At 58.7% G+C, this 17,187-nt stretch carries 16 protein-coding genes; 14 read left to right on the top strand and 2 right to left on the bottom strand.

What is annotated here, in order from left to right; genetic code table 11:
- Positions 1 to 1,179: A/G-specific adenine glycosylase (locus ACO4XG_RS08535; RefSeq protein ID WP_485129679.1), on the bottom strand; the 1,179-nt coding region annotated here is incomplete at its 3' end.
- 209 nt (positions 1,180 to 1,388) lie between these two features.
- On the opposite strand from ACO4XG_RS08535, the gene fba reads away from it, so the two are divergent.
- The 4 genes from fba to cbiB all read left to right on the top strand — a co-directional run bounded on the left by fba (position 1,389) and on the right by cbiB (position 5,018).
- Complete coding sequence (gene fba / locus ACO4XG_RS08530; RefSeq protein WP_009532831.1) at positions 1,389 to 2,327, top strand: class II fructose-1,6-bisphosphate aldolase; 939 nt, start codon at positions 1,389 to 1,391, stop codon at positions 2,325 to 2,327.
- A 14-nt stretch (positions 2,328 to 2,341) separates the two neighbouring features.
- Positions 2,342 to 3,394 (top strand): branched-chain amino acid aminotransferase, encoded by a 1,053-nt coding sequence (locus tag ACO4XG_RS08525; RefSeq protein WP_308509579.1) that lies wholly within the window; start codon positions 2,342 to 2,344, stop codon positions 3,392 to 3,394.
- An 85-nt stretch (positions 3,395 to 3,479) separates the two neighbouring features.
- Entirely contained in the window at positions 3,480 to 3,971 is a 492-nt protein-coding gene (locus tag ACO4XG_RS08520) for a DNA-deoxyinosine glycosylase (RefSeq protein WP_308509543.1), read from the top strand.
- Entirely contained in the window at positions 3,972 to 5,018 is a 1,047-nt protein-coding gene (gene cbiB / locus ACO4XG_RS08515) for an adenosylcobinamide-phosphate synthase CbiB (protein WP_308509544.1), read from the top strand.
- On the opposite strand, the gene ACO4XG_RS08510 is transcribed toward cbiB, so the two are convergent.
- On the bottom strand, positions 5,010 to 5,780 hold the full coding sequence (locus ACO4XG_RS08510; RefSeq protein ID WP_308509545.1) for an NYN domain-containing protein: 771 nt from the start codon (positions 5,778 to 5,780) through the stop codon (positions 5,010 to 5,012). The two genes, cbiB and ACO4XG_RS08510, sit on opposite strands and share 9 nt — an antisense overlap.
- 216 nt (positions 5,781 to 5,996) lie before the next feature.
- Between ACO4XG_RS08510 and ACO4XG_RS08505 the strand changes: the two genes are divergently transcribed.
- The 10 genes from ACO4XG_RS08505 (at position 5,997) to ACO4XG_RS08460 (ending at position 17,175) form a co-directional block, all read left to right on the top strand.
- Entirely contained in the window at positions 5,997 to 6,824 is an 828-nt protein-coding gene (locus tag ACO4XG_RS08505; protein ID WP_308509546.1) for a transglutaminase-like domain-containing protein, read from the top strand.
- Entirely contained in the window at positions 6,824 to 8,170 is a 1,347-nt protein-coding gene (locus tag ACO4XG_RS08500; RefSeq protein WP_308509547.1) for a replication-associated recombination protein A, read from the top strand. The genes ACO4XG_RS08505 and ACO4XG_RS08500 overlap by 1 nt, the downstream gene beginning before the upstream one ends.
- A complete protein-coding gene (rho, locus tag ACO4XG_RS08495; RefSeq protein ID WP_308509548.1) occupies positions 8,151 to 9,458 on the top strand; it encodes a transcription termination factor Rho in 1,308 nt (435 codons plus the stop codon). Before ACO4XG_RS08500 ends, rho begins: the two co-directional genes overlap by 20 nt.
- A 128-nt stretch (positions 9,459 to 9,586) precedes the next feature.
- Positions 9,587 to 9,793, top strand: a complete 207-nt coding sequence (gene rpmE / locus ACO4XG_RS08490) for a 50S ribosomal protein L31 (protein ID WP_009532823.1) — start codon at positions 9,587 to 9,589, stop codon at positions 9,791 to 9,793.
- 72 nt (positions 9,794 to 9,865) lie between these two features.
- The gene (locus ACO4XG_RS08485; protein ID WP_308509549.1) at positions 9,866 to 10,846 is read left to right on the top strand and encodes a DUF1385 domain-containing protein; all 981 of its coding nucleotides are present in this window, start codon (positions 9,866 to 9,868) and stop codon (positions 10,844 to 10,846) included.
- The gene (gene prmC / locus ACO4XG_RS08480; RefSeq protein ID WP_308509550.1) at positions 10,843 to 11,715 is read left to right on the top strand and encodes a peptide chain release factor N(5)-glutamine methyltransferase; all 873 of its coding nucleotides are present in this window, start codon (positions 10,843 to 10,845) and stop codon (positions 11,713 to 11,715) included. Before ACO4XG_RS08485 ends, prmC begins: the two co-directional genes overlap by 4 nt.
- Positions 11,675 to 12,784 (top strand): peptide chain release factor 1, encoded by a 1,110-nt coding sequence (prfA, locus tag ACO4XG_RS08475; protein WP_308509551.1) that lies wholly within the window; start codon positions 11,675 to 11,677, stop codon positions 12,782 to 12,784. The genes prmC and prfA overlap by 41 nt, the downstream gene beginning before the upstream one ends.
- A 41-nt stretch (positions 12,785 to 12,825) precedes the next feature.
- Positions 12,826 to 14,067 carry a galactokinase gene (locus ACO4XG_RS08470; protein WP_308509552.1) on the top strand — a complete coding sequence of 414 codons (1,242 nt, stop codon included), beginning with the start codon at positions 12,826 to 12,828 and terminating at the stop codon, positions 14,065 to 14,067.
- Between the two features lie 220 nt (positions 14,068 to 14,287).
- Positions 14,288 to 15,595: a substrate-binding domain-containing protein gene (locus ACO4XG_RS08465; protein WP_308509553.1), complete on the top strand. Its 1,308-nt coding sequence runs from the start codon at positions 14,288 to 14,290 to the stop codon at positions 15,593 to 15,595.
- 71 nt (positions 15,596 to 15,666) lie between these two features.
- Complete coding sequence (locus tag ACO4XG_RS08460) at positions 15,667 to 17,175, top strand: sugar ABC transporter ATP-binding protein (protein WP_308509554.1); 1,509 nt, start codon at positions 15,667 to 15,669, stop codon at positions 17,173 to 17,175.
- Positions 17,176 to 17,187 lie beyond the last annotated feature (12 nt).

Below are 17,187 nucleotides of genomic sequence, written 5' to 3'. Positions count from 1 at the left end.
ACAGTTCGCCGGAGGAATTATTTCAGACTGTCCTACTTGATCTTGCAATCTAGCATTTTTTTTCTTGCGGGGCGGACGCAGCGCGTAGCGGGCCAGAAGAGGCCGGAAGGCAGAGGGGAGTGCCAGCTTTTCGAGCTCGGTGCGCGTCACGAAAATGCCCGCGCGTGCGTTCTCCTTGCGGTTCCGGTGTGCGGACACAGCCGAGAGCGGCTCCGCAATCTGTACCTCAAAGGCGCTCATGTGCCACTCGATATGTGTGAAGACGTGCTGAAAGGCAGGGAGTGAACGAATGCGGAGCGGCGTGAAGCCGCGCGCCTTGACCGCCTGTAGGACTTCCTCTTCGGAGAGCGCGCCGGGAAGCCCCGGAAATTCGTACATCCCCGCGAGCAGACCCTTCGAAGGCCGCTGCTGTACATAGAAACGCTCTCCGTCCCGGAGCACGAGGAGGGTGCGCACTTCGACGCGGCGGGGTTTTTTCGGCGCACGGTGCGGAAGTTCGGTCTCGATGCCGAGGCGGTGGGCGTCGCACTGCGCCGCAATCGGACAGCGCTCGCAGAGCGGCGCGCCGTTCGGAATGCAGATCAGTGCGCCGAGTTCCATGAGCGCCTGGTTAAAGTTCGCGACCGGAAAGGTCTTACGGTCGGTGTAGACCAGCTGCCAGAGCAGATCCTGCAGGCGCTCGGTAAAGGCCTGTTTGACCGCCGGCTCCATGATATCGTCCGCGCAGGCCGTGAGACGCGAAAAAACGCGGAGCACATTGCCGTCGACCGCGGGGACGGGGACATTGTAGGCAATCGAGGCGATGGCGCCTGCCGTATAGGGGCCTATGCCGGGGAGCTTTTTCAGTTCCAGCGGATCCACCGGGAGTTCGCCGCCGTAGTCGCGGAGCAGAACCTGTGCGCATTTTTTGATGTTGCGCGCGCGGGTGTAGTAGCCGAGCCCCTCCCAGAGGCGAAGCAGCTGTTCATCGGGACAGGCGGCAATTGCGGCGACGGTGGGCAGAGCGGTCCGGAAGCGGACAAAGTAGTCTTTGACCGCCTCCACCCGTGTCTGTTGTAGCATAATCTCGGAAATCCAGACATCTTCCGGATTTCCGGTGTCCCGCCAGGGGAGAGAGCGCTTGTTTTCCTGATACCAGTGCAGAAGCAGTTCCGCCTCCGCGCCGCTTTGTAATGCCATGGTGAGAGCCTTTCCGGTTTCGACTGAGAAGTTACGGTATCTATTGTAGCACGCCGCTTCCCCTGCGGAGTAGAATTCCGAAATTCGGAAGAGAGTGGTTTGAGCGCCCGCAAAAGTCCGTCGCGTCCCTTGAATTCGTCCACGACTTTGTTTAGAATAATGACAGAAACTTTTAAACGTCGTCTTCTTTAGAAAGGGAGGTAGCGGTTATGGCATTGGTCACTTCGACTGAGATGTTCCGGAAAGCTTATGAGGGCGGTTACGCCATCGGTGCATTCAATGTCAATAATATGGAAATTGTTCAGGGTATCACGGAGGCTGCGGCAGAGCTCAAGTCCCCGGTGATTCTGCAGGCTTCGGCGGGTGCGAGAAAGTACGCGAACTCGATTTACCTCGTGAAGCTCGTTGAGGCAGCGGTGGAGCTCCATCCGGAGATTCCGATTGTACTGCACCTGGATCACGGCGCAGACTTTGCGACCTGCAAGGACTGCATTGACGGCGGCTTTACTTCGGTCATGATTGACTATTCGGGCCACAGCTTCGAGGAGAACATCGCCGAGACCAAGAAGGTCGTTGAGTACGCACACGCACACGGCGTTGTGGTCGAGGCTGAGCTCGGCACGCTGGCGGGCGTGGAGGATGATGTCCGCGTCGAAGAGGGAATGTCCTCCTACACGAGACCGGAAGAGGTTGAGGAATTCGTGAGCCGCACGGGCTGCGACTCCCTCGCAATCGCAATCGGCACGAGCCACGGCGCTTACAAGTTCAAGCCGGGCACCAAGCCGCAGCTGCGCCTCGACATCCTCGAGGAAGTGAAGAAGAGACTGCCGGGCTTCCCGATTGTGCTGCACGGCGCATCTTCCGTCCCGCAGGAGTATGTGAAGATTATCAACGCAAACGGCGGTCAGCTGAAGGATGCCATCGGTGTGCCGGAGGATCAGCTTCGCGAGGCAGCGAGAAGCGCAGTCTGCAAGATTAACATCGACTCCGATCTGCGTCTCGGCATGACGGCGGGCATTCGTCAGCACTTCAACGAGCACCCGGATCACTTTGACCCGAGACAGTATCTCGGTGACGGCAGAGCCAATGTCAAGGCGATTGTCGCACACAAGATCACGGAAGTTCTGGGATCGAACAACAGAATCTAAGCAGTCGGAAGCAAATCAGAGACAGAAGAGAGGCGTTTTACATGGCAGAAAAGAATCTTGACTGGGGAAACATTGGCTTCGCCTATCGCGTGACGGATCAGCGCTACGTTTCCAACTATAAGAACGGCGCGTGGGATGAGGGCGGTCTCACGGCAGATGCGACCGTGTGCATTTCGGAGTGCGCGGGCATCCTGCAGTACTGCCAGGAGGTCTTTGAGGGTCTCAAGGCATACCGCACCGAAGACGGCAGCATTGTGACCTTCCGCCCGGATATGAATGCGAAGCGCATGGCGGATTCGGCGCGCTATCTGGAGATGCCGGCGTTCCCGGAGGAGAGATTCCTCGAGGCGGTGGATATGGTTGTCAAGGCGAATGCGGACTGGGTTCCGCCCTATGGCAGCGGCGCTTCTCTGTATCTGCGCCCCTATATGTTCGCGAGCGGTCCGGTGATCGGCGTGAAGCCGTCGGATGAATATCAGTTCCGGCTGTTTGCGACGCCGGTGGGCCCGTACTTCAAGGGCGGCGCAAAGCCGACCACGCTCTGCGTGAGCAAGTACGACCGCGCGGCACCGCACGGCACGGGTCACATCAAGGCCGGACTCAACTATGCGATGAGTCTGCATGCCTATGTGGACGCACATGCGCACGGCTTTGACGAGAACATGTACTTAGACGCTGCGACCAGAACTTATATCGAGGAGACGGGCGGCGCAAACTTCCTCTTTGTGACGAAGGACGGCGTACTCGTGAGCCCGAAGTCGGATTCGATTCTGCCCTCGATCACACGGCGCTCCCTCCTTTACATCGCGGAGCACATGCTCGGCATGAAGACGGAGCACAGACCGGTGAAGTTTTCCGAGCTGAAGGACTTTGCGGAGGCGGGTCTCTGCGGCACGGCGGCGGTCATCAGTCCGGTGGGACGCGTGATCAACGGCGATGAAGTCATTGACTTGCCGTCCGGACGAGAGAAGATGGGGCCGGTGTTGCAGAAGCTCTACGATACGATCACAGGCATTCAGGCGGGTCATATCGAAGGCCCGGAGGGCTGGATTCGCAAGATTTGCTGAATCGGCTGACAACAGAACAGGAAATGACAGAAGTCCCCGCGCGAACTTGTTTCGGCGGGGATTTTTTATTCGGAGAGGAGTGTCTGTGCAGGAGAGTTTTTCGTTTGGGCCGGTGTTTGACCGGAACAGCAAAATTTTGATTCTCGGGAGTTTTCCCTCGGTGCAGTCCCGCGCGGCGGGGTTCTACTATGCAAATCCGCAGAACCGATTCTGGCGTGTGCTCGCGGCGGTCTATCAGGAGGCTGTGCCGGAGACGGTGGAGGAGAAGCGCGCGCTGTTGCTCTCGCACGGGCTTGCGCTCTGGGATGTCCTGGAGCGCTGCGAAATTCAGGGCTCGAGCGATGCGAGCATACGCGCGGCCGTGCCGGCCCGGATCGAGACCGTCACGGATTGCGCCGACATCCGCCGCGTCCTCGTAAACGGCGGCACGGCGGCAAAGTACTACGCGCGCTATCTGGAGGCAAAGACGGGCATTCCGGCCGTGTGTCTGCCCTCGACGAGTCCGGCGAACGCGAGTTACCGCTTAGAGCGTCTCACGGAACTCTGGGGGAAAGCGCTTCGCGCGGAGGAGGCTTAAATGCAGCAGATTTATGTTTTTTTACAGCGCTGGCATTTGGAGGTCGCGGCTGTGCTCGGGTTTCTGCTCGACCGGCTGCTCGGCGACCCGGAGAGTTGGTACCATCCGGTGCGCGCAATCGGCAGTCTGGTGCGGGAACTCGAGCGGCGGCTCTATCCGAAGGCGGGGCCGCCGGTCGCCGCGTTCTGGAACGGCCTTTTTCTCTGGCTCTGCTGTGTCGGGGCGGTCGGCACTGTCGTTTTTTTCCTCACGGCGGGACTTCGCAGGACATTCTTTCCGCTCGGCTTTTTGTTTGAGATCCTTTTGTCCTACCAGCTTCTTGCGGCGCGCTGCCTCCGGGACAGCGCCGCAAGGGTCGCGCAAGCTCTTCGGGAGGACGGCCTCGCCGCGGGGCGAAGGGCCGTGTCTTATATTGTCGGCCGGGACACGGAAGCGCTCGATGAGGCGGGCGTCATCCGCGCGACGGTCGAGACGGTCGCGGAAAATTTGTCCGACGGCGAGGTGGCGCCGCTTTTTTATCTGTTGTTATTCGGCGTGACGGGCGGCTGGGTCTATAAGGCCGTGAATACGATGGACTCGATGCTCGGTTACAAAAATGCGCGCTACGAGCTCTTCGGCAGAGTCGCGGCGCGCATGGATGATGTGTTCAACTGGATTCCGGCCAGAATTGCGGCGCTTCTTCTGATTGCCGCGGCGGCAATCACGGGGCAGGACGCGAGAGCGGCCGCCCGCATTTTTCGGCGAGATCGCTACCGGCACGCGAGCCCGAATTCCGCGCAGACCGAGAGCGTGATGGCGGGGGCGCTCCGTGTGCGGCTCGCGGGGCCTGCCTCTTACTTCGGCGAGCGCAAAGAAAAGCCCTACATCGGCGATGCAGGGCGTGAAATCGAGACAGAGGACATTGCGCGGGCAAACCGTATGCTCACCGTAGCGTCCCGGCTCGCGCTGCTTTTCTTTTTGGCGCTCCGGTTTGTTTGCCGTGCGATAGCGGCAAAGCTTGTCATCAGCCTGCAGAGCGCTGCGGTGTTGCTGCCCCTGTTATTTTAAGCGGAAGCTCACATGCAGCCCCTCGGTGCGTTTCTCGAAGAGATTCGTGGAGTCGATGAAGGGGACAAATTTCTTGAACTGGAAGTTCCGGACGTCAAAGTCGGGGAAGCGCTTATTCAAGAAATTGCCGAGCTGGCTCGAGGCAATCCAGCCGTCGTCGTCGGAATTTTCCTCCCAGATCTGAATGAGAGCCTTCCGAACCGCCTTGAGGCGCATACCCATACCGGAGGAGTCGGCGGAAGCGGCGGCTTTGTCACTGTGATCGCTCTCGACGGTCTTCTCCGCGGCCGCGGGCAACGCAGAATTCGGCTGGTTTGCGCGATACAGAAGATCGATATAGGAGAACTTACTGCAGGCGGAGATGAAGCTCTTCGGGGTTTTCTGTTCGCCCATGCCGAGCACATAGATTTCAGACTCGCGGAGACGGGCGGCGAGGCGGGTAAAGTCGGAATCCGAGGAGACGATGCAGAAGCAGTCAAAGCGGTTCTGGTACAGAAGATCCATCGCGTCAATGATGAGCGCCGAGTCCGAAGAGTTTTTGCCGGAGACATTGGAATACTGCTGGATGGGCTGAATCGAGTTGTCGAGAATCACCGTGCGCCAGCTGGTCATCTGCGGCATGGTCCAGTCACCGTAAATGCGTTTGATGTTCACGCTCCCGAGATTATTGGCCTCCGAGAGGACAATCGGCAGGTATTTCGGGGCGATGTTCTCGGCATCAATCAGCACGGCGACACGGCGCTCGTGATCGTCATTGTTCATGGAAAAGTCCTTTCTGTTTTGACATAGTTGCCAAAGCTGCGATATAATAATATCCCCTATTACCATAGGGAAAAGTATTTAATGATACGGTTATTATAAGAAAGAGGGATGAAATTGTCCATAAAAAAGTGGAAAGGAGCGCTTTTTGCGCTGGGGATGGGAATTGGACTTGCTGCAAGCTTGCCGGGCAGTGCACACGCAGCGGAGACGAAACTGATGCAGACCGTGGAAACGACACTGCAGCCGGACAGCGTGGCGCTTCCCCGCCGGGCAGATTACGGCTATACCGAGGAAGATGTCGACAAGGCGGTGGACCGTCTGCTCTCCTATGAGACGGACCCGATTCGTCGGGATATCCGGCGGCAGCTGTACCGAAACAGCGTCTGGTACAGCCCGGAGAATCAGTATGTCGACAACAACGGGAAGCCCTACCTCCAGATCTATGAGGGCGCGGCCACAAACCGGAAGCAGCTGAGCTATGAACTCCTGTCCGGGCTCGCGTTCTTCCCGAACGCCCGGGTCATACTGAATACCCGGGACAGGCGCATTCTTGCCGGTGTTGAGCTAAACCGCCCGTTTACCGAGGGAGAGGCATATCGGAATTATCAGAGCCTGGTTCGTCTCCTCGGCGTGGTCGACGAGGTCAAGGCAGAGACCGCCGGAAAGAGCGCGCGCGACAAGGCACAGTGGATTTGTGATTATGTGGCCGGTCGCCTGAATTACGATTTCACGGTACAGCAGAACAGCTTGCAGGATGCTGTCGGCTCCCGGAAAACCGCCTGCGTCGGCTATAACGGCCTTACGGAACTCCTGTTCCGCAGCGTGGGCCTCTCCTATGTCAGCATGGTTGCGACCAGCAGGGAGAACGGCATCATGCATATTTTCGGCACATCCAAGATAGCTGACAGATGGCTGATTTTTGACACCACGAACTATGACAGCGAGAACGGCGTCTATGATAAGAGCTACATTTTCTCGGAACTCGAGCATGAGGAGCTGAATTACCGGGATTTTAATCTCCTGCAGAGCGAGCGGCTGAACTGATGGACCTCTTTGACTACATGCGGGAGAATGCGCTTCGGCAGGAAGCGCCGCTGGCCGTCAGAATGCGGCCGCAGAGCCTCGAAGAAATTGCGGGGCAGGCGCACATTCTCGGCAGCGATAAGCTTCTCTATCGGGCGGTCAAGGCGGATGCCGTCGGCTCGATCATACTCTACGGCCCGCCCGGCTGCGGGAAGACCACGATTGCGGAGGTCATCTCCCGCGAGACACAATCGGATTTTTGCCGTCTGAATGCGACGACGGCCGGCAAAAAAGAGATGGAAGAAGTGGTTCAGCGCGCCAGGGAGAATTTCGGGCGCGGCAGGCGCACCACGCTCTTTGTCGACGAGATTCACCGCTTTCACAAGGGACAGCAGGACTTTCTGCTCCCCTATGTCGAGGACGGCACGATTGCGCTGATCGGTGCGACGACCGAGAATCCCTTTTTTGAGGTCAATGCGGCACTGCTCTCGCGCTCCCGCATCTTTGAATTAAAGTCGCTTGCGGCGGCGGATATCGCAGCACTGCTTCGCCGTGCCATGGCGGACAAGGAGCGCGGTTACGGCAACTGGAGCGCCGAACTCACGGAGGAGGCCTGCGCCTTTCTTGCGGAAGCCGCCGCGGGCGATGCGAGAACCGCCCTGAATGCGCTCGAGCTCGGGATGAAGACCACGGCGCCGGAGAGCGACGGCTGCATTCGCATCACGCTTTCCGTCGCGGAGGACTGCATTCAGAAGCGCGTCATCCGCTACGACAAGGACGGCGATAACCATTACGACACGGTCTCTGCCTTCATCAAGAGTATGCGGGGCTCCGATCCGGACGCGGCAGTCTATTACCTCGCGCGTATGCTCTACGCGGGGGAAGACCCGCGCTTCCTCGCGCGGCGCATTGTGATTTGTGCGGCGGAAGATGTGGGAAATGCCGACCCGATGGCGCTGGTCGTCGCGGAGAGCATGGCCGCGGCGCTGGATCGCATCGGTATGCCGGAGGGAAAGCTCTTGCTCAGTCAGGCCTGCCTCTATGTCGCGAGCGCGCCGAAATCCAATGCGGCGACGACGGCGATTTTTTCGGCGATCGAGCTTGCGGAGCGCACGGCTACGGCGCCGATTCCGCCCTATCTGCAGGATGCGCATTACCGCGGGCATGAGCAGCTCGGCCGGGGCGTGGGCTACCGGTATCCGCACGACTACCCGGGCAACTATGTGACACAGGACTATTTGCCGGAGACACTCCGCGGGACGGTTCTTTACGCGCCGAGTGATAACGGAAAGGAAGCCGAAATCAAAGCGCGTCTCGCAGCCCTGAAAGCGGCGGGAGAGGAGAAGCATGGCGGAAGAAAGACTTGAGCATCTGAGCCTTACGGAACTCCGGGAACTCGCAAAAGAGCGCGGGTTGCACGGCGTTACGGGACTCCGGAAGCAGGAACTCGCGGAGAAGCTGGCGGCTTTGTCGCGCACGCGGGTGCAGCAGGCGGTCGCGGAACTGCCGGACAGCCTGCGCGACGCGGCGGACGGCGGGACCCTCGCGTCCGGTTTACTGGAAATTGTGAGCGAGGGCGGCTTCGGGTTCCTGCGCTCGGCAAATTATCTGCCGGGCGAGGAGGATGTCTATGTGTCGCCCTCGCAGATACGGCGCTTTCGCCTGAGAACCGGAGATCTCGTGACCGGTGTGAAGCGCCTTCGCGGCGAAAAAGAGCGCTACAGCGCCCTACTCTATGTGAACACGGTAAACGGCGTCCGCGCGGCAGAGCTTAGGCGTGCGAATTTCGAAGATATGACACCGGTCTTTCCGGACAGGCGCATTCCGCTCGCGACCGGCGATAAGAGCCCGCTCGCGCTCCGGGTCGTCGATCTGATTGCGCCGATCGGCAAGGGACAGAGAGGCCTCATTGTCGCGCCGCCGAAGGCCGGCAAGACGACTTTGCTCAAGGAAATCGCCAAGGCAGTCCGGAAAAACGCGCCGGAAATCCATCTGATTGTGCTCCTGATTGATGAGAGACCGGAGGAGGTCACGGACATCAAGGAGTACATTGCGGACCCGGAAGTCGAGGTCATCTACTCGACCTTTGACCGGGAGCCGGAGCAGCACCGAAGAGTCTCCGAAATGGCGATTGAGCGGGCGCGCCGCATCACCGAACAGCACGGCGATGTCATGATACTGCTCGACTCGATTACACGCCTTGCGCGCGCCTATAACCTTACGGTCACGCCCTCGGGGCGCACGCTCTCGGGCGGTCTGGATCCGGCCTCGCTCTATATGCCGAAGCGCTTTTTCGGCGCGGCGCGAAACATGCGGGAGGGCGGCAGCCTCACCATTCTGGCGACGGCGCTCATCGAGACCGGCAGTCGCATGGACGATGTGATCTATGAGGAGTTTAAGGGCACCGGCAATATGGAACTCATACTGGATCGCCGACTCGCGGAGCGGCGCATTTTTCCGGCGATCGATGTGGCGCGGAGCGGAACCAGACGGGAGGAACTCCTGCTTCGTGCGGCGGAGAGAGAGGGGGTCGCAAGACTCCGGAATCTCCGGGGCGGCGGGACAAACGAGGCACAGACCGAGGCGATTCTCAGACTGTTTCGGGAGAGCACGGACAACAAAGCGCTGCTCGGTAGGCTCGCGGACTCCAAATAAAAGCTGTTTCCGGGCTTGCAGCGGCAGAGAAAGCATGCTATACTGTGAAAGCTGTTTTTCAATGGGAATGGGAACGGAAAAGCGGTTCGCCGCTTTCATCAATATCAAGTTAAAGCGAGGTGAAACAAATGAAAGAGGGAATCCATCCGAATTACTACCAGGCTACGGTGACCTGCAACTGCGGCAACACCTTTGTGACCGGTTCGACGAAGCCGGAGATTCACGTTGAGGTGTGCTCCAAGTGCCACAGCTTCTACACCGGTCAGCAGAAGACCGCCGGCGCGCGCGGACGCATTGAGAAGTTCAACAAGAAGTACGGCGTGAAGGGCGAGTAAAAAATAAACAGGGGACAGGGGCTGAGGGTATCACTCAGCCCCTGTTTTACGTTTGAGAGAGGAGGCGACAAAATGGCAAGACAAAAATATTCCGGCATCGGCGGACAGGCGATTCTGGAAGGCATCATGATGAAAAACGGAGAGTACTATGCCTGCGCGGTGCGGCGGGAAGACGGCAGCATTGCGGTGGACAAACAGCGCTATGTGAGTCTCACGGACCGGTATCCGCTGCTTCGCCTGCCGTTTGTGCGGGGCATCTTCAGCTTTGCGGACTCGATGATACTCGGCATGCGGGCGCTGAACTGGTCGGCCGAGATCTATGCGGGCGGCGGCGAGGGCGCGGCGGAGGAAGAGCCCTCGAAATTTGAGGCTTTTCTCGAAAAGACCTTCGGCGAAAAGGCGATGAAGGTGATGATGGGCGTGATCATGGCCTTTTCCTTTCTTGTTGCGATCGGTATTTTCATGCTGCTGCCCATGTTTCTCGCGCGGCTGTTAAAGAGAGTCATCGCGAGCGAGACGCTGATTGCGGTGCTGGAGGGCGTGTTCCGCATTCTGATTTTCATTCTCTACATCAAGGCGATTTCGCGGATGGAGGACATACACCGCACCTTCATGTACCACGGCGCCGAGCATAAGTGCATCAACTGCGTGGAGCACGGACTTCCGCTCACGGTCGAAAACGTGATGAAGAGCTCCAGAGAGCACAAGCGCTGCGGGACCAGTTTCATCCTGATTGTGATGATGATTTCGATTCTCTTCTTTATTGTGATACGGCCGGAGACCCTCTTGCTCCGCGCGGTCTCGCGCATCCTCTTAATGCCGGTCATTGCGGGTGTCTCCTATGAGTTTCTCCGCTTTACGGGCACGCATGATTCGGCGTTCGTGAACGCGCTGAGCCGTCCCGGCATGTGGATGCAGGGCCTTACGACGCGGGAACCCACGCCCGATATGGCGGAAGTCGCGATGCAGGCCGTCGAAGCGGTTTTTGACTGGAAGGACTATCTCCGGAAGAACTTCGGCACGGTGTTTCCGGAAGACGAGGCGAGCGCATGAGTGCCGAGAGCCTTCGGGAGGCAGAGCGCCGCGGGGCAGCGTACCTCGCGGCGGCGGGCAGAGAAGAAGCCGCGCAGACTGCGCGGCTTCTTCTCTGCCATATTCTGGGACTGGATTTCACGGGCTATATTCTTGCGCGCGAGCGGGAACTCCCGGCGGAAGCGGCGCGGCGCTATGAGCAACTGTTGACGCGGCGGGCACAGGGCGTGCCGTTACAGTATCTGACAAGGGCGCAGAATTTTTGCGGGCTTGAACTCTATGTGGACGAGCGCGTGCTGATTCCGCGCTACGACACGGAGTGCTTGGTCGAAGTAGTGCTGCGGGACCGGAGAGAGGGAAGCTTACTCGATCTCTGCACCGGGAGCGGCTGCATTCCGCTGGCGCTCTTAAAACGCGGCGGGTTCCGCGCGGCGCTCGGCGCGGACATCTCGGCAGAGGCGCTCGCAGTCGCGGAAATAAACCGTGCGCGGACGGGGCTGCCGCTTTCGCTCCGGCGCTCGGATCTCTTTTCGGAGATTCCGGAGCGCTTTGACGTCATCACGGCGAATCCGCCCTACATCGAGAGCGCGGAAATCGAGACACTGAGCGTTGAGGTGCGCGAGCATGAACCGCGGCTTGCGCTCGACGGCGCGGCGGACGGGCTCGCCTTTTACCGGCGGCTTGCGGCGGAGAGCGGCGCGCACCTCACGGACGGCGGCAGCCTGTATCTTGAGATCGGCGCGTCGCAGGGCGCAGCGGTGGCGGCGCTCCTCGAAGCGGCCGCGTTTTCGGACATACAAATCATTCAGGATCTCGCCGGACGGGATCGCGTTGTGAAAGGGACTTTTCATGGTAGAGGGACATCTCAGGGAAACGCTGCGCCGCTATGAGGAAGTGATGGTCGAACTCGCCGCGCCGGAGACACATGAGGACAGTGTGCGCTTGCAGCGCCTTTTGAAGGAACAGGCGGAACTGTCGCCTCTGGTCGCCTGTATCGAGGCGCTGCAGCGCGCGGAAGGACAGGAGGCAGAGGCACTCTCGTTGCTCGAGACCGAGCGGGACGAGGAGCTTCGCCAGCTCGCCAAAGAAGAATTGCAGGAAGCGCGGCAAGAGAAAGCGCGGCACGCGGCAGAGCTGAAGGAACTGCTTTTGCCGAAGGACCCGAACGATGAGAAAAATGTGGTGCTCGAGATTCGCGCGGGCGCGGGCGGCGACGAGGCCGCACTCTTTGCGGCAGAGCTCTTCCGCATGTATCGGCAGTATGCGGAAAAGCGCGGCTGGAAGGTAGAAATTGATGACATTCACGAGAGCGGGCTCGGCGGCATCAAGGAGGTCATCGCGACCGTGCGCGGACAGGGGGCGTTCTCTCGGCTCAAGTTTGAGTCGGGTGTGCACCGCGTGCAGCGCGTGCCGGCGACCGAGGCAGGCGGCCGCATCCACACGAGCACGGCGAGCGTGGCCGTGATGCCGGAGGCGGAGGAGGTTGATGTGCAGCTCGACATGAAGGATGTGCGGATTGACGTGATGCGCGCGTCCGGAAACGGCGGGCAGTGTGTCAATACGACGGACTCGGCAGTGCGTCTCACACATTACCCGACCGGCATTGTGATCTACTCGCAGACCGAGAAATCGCAGTTGCAGAACAAAGAAAAGGCGTTCCGCCTGCTCCGCAGTAAGCTTTACGCACTCGAACTCGAGCGGCGGCAGGCCGAGACCGCCGAGGCACGGCGCGCGCAGATCGGGACGGGAGACCGCTCGGAAAAAATCAGAACCTATAATTTCCCGCAGGGGCGTGTGACCGACCACAGAATAAAGCTCACGCTTTACAGCATTGACCGCGTGATGGACGGCGATCTCGACGAAATTCTGGATGCGCTGCTTCACGCTTCGCGTGCGGCGGAGCTCGCGGGCAGAGCCGACTTGGAAAGCGCTGGAAAAGAAAACGGGAATTCGTTATGATGAGAACAGTATCGCGAGATTAACCTAAGGGGGAGAGGACTATGAACGGGACAAAACCGGATTTGGAAGCGCTCTACGGCGAGGAGAGCGCGCGGGCAAGAAAACGCTATGAGCATCTGCGGGAAAAGTACACGGAGGAATTCGGCGCGGCGGATCTTCGCTACTTTTCTTCTCCCGGCAGAACAGAGATTATCGGCAATCACACGGATCACAACGGCGGCAAAATTCTGGCGGGCAGCATTACGCTCGACACCGTCTGTGCGGCTGCGCCGACCGACGACGGCGTCATCACGATTGTGAGCGAAGGCTACCGCCCGGTCTCGGTCGACACCAAGGTACTTTCGGCTACCGCAAAGGAGGACGGCTCGAAGTCTCTGGTCGCGGGAATCGCAGAGGCGGCGGAGAACTTCGGCTACAAAGTCGGCGGTTTCCGCGCCTATGTGACGAGCGAAGTCATTGCGGCGGCCGGTGTCTCGAGCTCGGCTTCGTTTGAGATGCTGGTCTGCACCATCCTGAATGCCTTCTACAATGACGGTAAGATGAGTATCGCGGACTATACGCGCATGGGGCAGTATGCCGAAAACCACTGGTGGAACAAGGCGTCAGGCCTCATGGACCAGATGGCCTGTGCAGCGGGCGGCGTGATTTTCCTCGATTTCTCGGAGGGCGTCCGCTATGAAACCATTGATTTTTCCTTTGAGAAGTACGGCCTGGATCTCTTCATTGTGAACACAGGCAAGGGACATGCGGATCTGACCGAAGAGTACTCCGCAATTCCGCGGGAGATGTATGCGGTCGCGGAGAAGCTCGGCGAGAGCCGCCTTGCCGATGTGCGGGAGCTGACCTTGCTCACGACACTTCCCGGTGTCCGTGAAAAGCTGGGTAACGACAGAGCGCTGCTCCGCGCCCTGCACTTCTTTGAGGAGGAAAAGCGCGTCGATGAGGCGCGGGAGGCGGTTATGAACGGTGACAGCGACAAACTCCTGCGGCTCATGGGAGAGAGCGGCAAGTCCTCCTACGAGTGGTTGCAAAACGCCTACTGCACGGAGAACCCGAAGGAGCAGCCGATTCCGCTGGCGCTCTGCCTGACCGAGCTCTTCTTAAAGCGCTGCGCGCGCGGCACCTGCCGCATCCACGGCGGCGGCTTTGCGGGTGTGATTATGGCGATTTTGCCGCGCGAAGAGCGGGAAGATTACACGGCCTTTCTCTCGCAGTACTTCGGCAGGGAGAACATCTACCGCATGGGTCTCAGACGCTTCGGTGCGGTTGAGGTCGACTTCTAAGCGCAGTGCACAAAAACGAATTAGAATAATTGTGCAATATATATAAAAACCTTGCGGCATTGCGGAGAATCGTACGGACGCTTGCAAGATTTTTGCGGGATAGAATAGGATTTTCTAGAGATAGTATAGAAAATCCTATTTTTTTTTGTGCCGATACTTGGTATTCTTTACTCATCAACGGGAGTGCGGAGAACGCATCCGAAATGAGGAGGAGTCAGATATGAAGAAGGCAATTAGCATCATTGCAGCTGTGGCGATGGCTACCACAATGCTGGCAGCTTGCGGCGGCGGCAAGAGCGAGAGCAGCAGCGCAGCGAGCACGGCAGCGGCAGGCAGCGAGAGCGCTGCAAGCGGCAATATGACCGCAGTCGCAAACAAGGATAAGCCCCTGGTCTGGTACAACCGCCAGCCCTCGAACAGCTCCACCGGCGAACTGGACAAGGATGCGCTGCACTACAACGACAAGACCTACTATGTCGGCTTCGACGCAAATCAGGGCGCTGAGCTGCAGGGTCAGATGATTGTCGACTACATCAAGAAGCATGCGGCCGAGATCGACAAGAACGGCGACGGAACAATCGGCTATGTGCTCGCGATTGGGGACATCGGCCACAACGACTCGATTGCCCGCACGAGAGGTGTCAGAAAGGCACTCGGCACGGCAGTTGAGAAGGACGGCGCAATTGATTCCACGCCAGCAGGCACGAACGTCGACGGCACCGCTACGGTGGTCAAGGACGGCGAGCTCGAAGTCGACGGCAAGACCTACAAGGTCAGAGAGCTGGCTTCGCAGGAGATGAAGAACGCGGCGGGCGCAACCTGGGACGCTGCAACGGCAGGCAACGGCATCAGCACCTGGGCTTCCTCCTTCGGCGATCAGATTGACATTGTCGCTTCGAACAACGACGGCATGGGTATGTCGATGTTCAACGCTTGGTCCAAGGAGAACAAGGTTCCGACCTTCGGTTACGACGCGAACTCCGACGCAGTCGCTGCGATTCCGGAGGGCTACGGCGGCACGATCAGCCAGCACGCGGACGTGCAGGCTTACCTGACCCTGAGAGTGCTGAGAAACCTGCTCGACGGCGTGGATGTCGACACGGGTATCGGCACCGCGGATGAGGCTGGCAACGTTCTCACCGCAGCAGACTACAAGTATGTGCCGGAAGACAGATCCTACTACGCTCTGAACCTTGCAGTGACCGCAGACAACTATAAGGACTTCACGGATGCAACCAAGGTTTATGCACCGGTCGCAAACAAGCTCGACGCTTCGAAGCATGCATCGAAGAAGGTGTGGCTCAACACCTACAACGCGGCAGATAACTTCCTTGGCTCTACCTACAAGCCCCTGCTGAAGAACTATGCAGAGCTGCTGAACCTGAATGTTGACTATGTGGACGGCGACGGACAGACTGAGTCCAACATCACGAACCGCCTCGGCAACCCGAGCCAGTATGATGCATTCGCAATCAACATGGTGAAGACGGACAATGCAGCTTCCTACACCGCAATTCTGAACCAGTAAACGAAGCTTGTGTTTTGGGGGTATCGGGGGGCAAACCTGATACCCCTGTTCTATTTCTTGGGAGAAGAACCATGTCAGATCAGAAAGAAGATATCATTTTATCCATACGCGGTATGTCAAAGTCCTTCGGCAGAAACCGCGTGCTGGATCACATCGACCTCGATTTGAGGCGGGGCTCCGTCATGGGTCTCATGGGGGAGAACGGTGCCGGAAAGTCCACGATGATGAAGTGCCTCTTCGGAACCTATCAGAAGGACGAGGGCGAGATTATTCTCGACGGCCATGAGGTCTCGTTCTCCGGACCGAAGGATGCGCTGGAGAACGGAATTGCCATGGTTCATCAGGAGCTGAATCAGTGTCTGGAGCGCTCGGTCGTGGATAACCTGTTCCTCGGGCGCTATCCGGTGAACGGCGCGGGCATCGTCGACGAGGCACGTATGAAGAAAGAGGCTGCAGAGCTCTTCCGCAGTCTCGGCATGACCGTGAACCTGACGCAGCCGATGCGGAACATGTCTGTCTCACAGCGGCAGATGTGCGAGATCGCGAAGGCAATTTCCTATCACTCGAAGATTATCGTGCTGGATGAGCCAACCTCCTCGCTCACCGAGCCCGAGGTCAGAAAACTGTTCACGATGATGCGGAAGCTCCGGGATCAGGGCATCTCCCTCATCTACATCTCTCACAAGATGGATGAGATTTTTGAGATCTGCGATCAGGTCTCGGTGCTCCGGGACGGCAAGCTGGTCATGACGAAGGACACTTCGGAGACGAACCTCGATGAGCTGATTGCGGCGATGGTCGGTCGCTCGCTCGAGAACCGCTTCCCGCCGGTCGACAACACACCGGGCAATGATATTCTCTCGATTCAGCATCTCTCGACCAAGTTTGAGCCGCACATCCAGGACGTGACATTCAATGTGCGCGAGGGTGAGATTTTCGGTCTCTACGGCCTGGTCGGCGCAGGCAGAACAGAGCTCCTCGAGACCATCTTCGGCATTCGCACCCGCGCGGCGGGGCGCGTCTACTATGACGGCGAGCTCATGAACTTCAATTCGGCGAAAGAGGCCATGGAGCACGGCTTCGCGTTAATTACCGAGGAGAGAAAGGCAAACGGTCTCTTCCTCAAGGGAAATTTGACCTTTAACACGACCATTGCAAATCTGAAGCACTATAAGAACGGACCGGCACTCTCGGATCAGAAGATGGTGAAGGCGACTTCCAAGCAGCTCGCGACCATGCGCACGAAGTGCATGGGGCCTGAGGATCTGATTTCGAGCCTCTCGGGCGGCAACCAGCAGAAGGTTATCTTCGGCAAGTGGCTCGAGCGAGAGCCGAACGTCTTCATGATGGACGAGCCGACCCGCGGTATCGATGTCGGCGCAAAATATGAGATCTATGAGCTCATCATCCGCATGGCAAAAGAGGGCAAGACCATCATCGTGGTCTCCTCTGAGATGCCGGAGATTCTGGGAATCACGAACCGCATCGGCGTGATGTCGAACGGCTACCTGTCCGGCATTGTCGAGACCAAGGAGACCAATCAGGAAGAGTTGTTGCGTCTCAGCGCAAAGTACCTGTAAAGTGAGGGGAGA

Source organism: Stomatobaculum sp., from assembly GCF_057248925.1.
The sequence above is the reverse complement of the archived record's forward strand: the minus strand, read 5'-3'. Positions and strand labels throughout refer to the sequence as shown.

What these genes read in the sequence shown, in the direction of transcription:
- fba (WP_009532831.1), top strand. Translation starts at nt 1,389, where the DNA reads ATGGCATTGGTCACTTCGACTGAGATGTTCCGGAAAGCTTATGAGGGC.
- cbiB (WP_308509544.1), top strand. Translation starts at nt 3,972, where the DNA reads ATGCAGCAGATTTATGTTTTTTTACAGCGCTGGCATTTGGAGGTCGCG.
- ACO4XG_RS08510 (WP_308509545.1), bottom strand. Translation starts at nt 5,780, where the DNA reads ATGAACAATGACGATCACGAGCGCCGTGTCGCCGTGCTGATTGATGCC.
- ACO4XG_RS08505 (WP_308509546.1), top strand. Translation starts at nt 5,997, where the DNA reads ATGCAGACCGTGGAAACGACACTGCAGCCGGACAGCGTGGCGCTTCCC.
- ACO4XG_RS08500 (WP_308509547.1), top strand. Translation starts at nt 6,824, where the DNA reads ATGGACCTCTTTGACTACATGCGGGAGAATGCGCTTCGGCAGGAAGCG.
- rho (WP_308509548.1), top strand. Translation starts at nt 8,151, where the DNA reads ATGGCGGAAGAAAGACTTGAGCATCTGAGCCTTACGGAACTCCGGGAA.
- rpmE (WP_009532823.1), top strand. Translation starts at nt 9,587, where the DNA reads ATGAAAGAGGGAATCCATCCGAATTACTACCAGGCTACGGTGACCTGC.
- ACO4XG_RS08485 (WP_308509549.1), top strand. Translation starts at nt 9,866, where the DNA reads ATGGCAAGACAAAAATATTCCGGCATCGGCGGACAGGCGATTCTGGAA.
- prmC (WP_308509550.1), top strand. Translation starts at nt 10,843, where the DNA reads ATGAGTGCCGAGAGCCTTCGGGAGGCAGAGCGCCGCGGGGCAGCGTAC.
- prfA (WP_308509551.1), top strand. Translation starts at nt 11,675, where the DNA reads ATGGTAGAGGGACATCTCAGGGAAACGCTGCGCCGCTATGAGGAAGTG.
- ACO4XG_RS08470 (WP_308509552.1), top strand. Translation starts at nt 12,826, where the DNA reads ATGAACGGGACAAAACCGGATTTGGAAGCGCTCTACGGCGAGGAGAGC.
- ACO4XG_RS08465 (WP_308509553.1), top strand. Translation starts at nt 14,288, where the DNA reads ATGAAGAAGGCAATTAGCATCATTGCAGCTGTGGCGATGGCTACCACA.
- ACO4XG_RS08460 (WP_308509554.1), top strand. Translation starts at nt 15,667, where the DNA reads ATGTCAGATCAGAAAGAAGATATCATTTTATCCATACGCGGTATGTCA.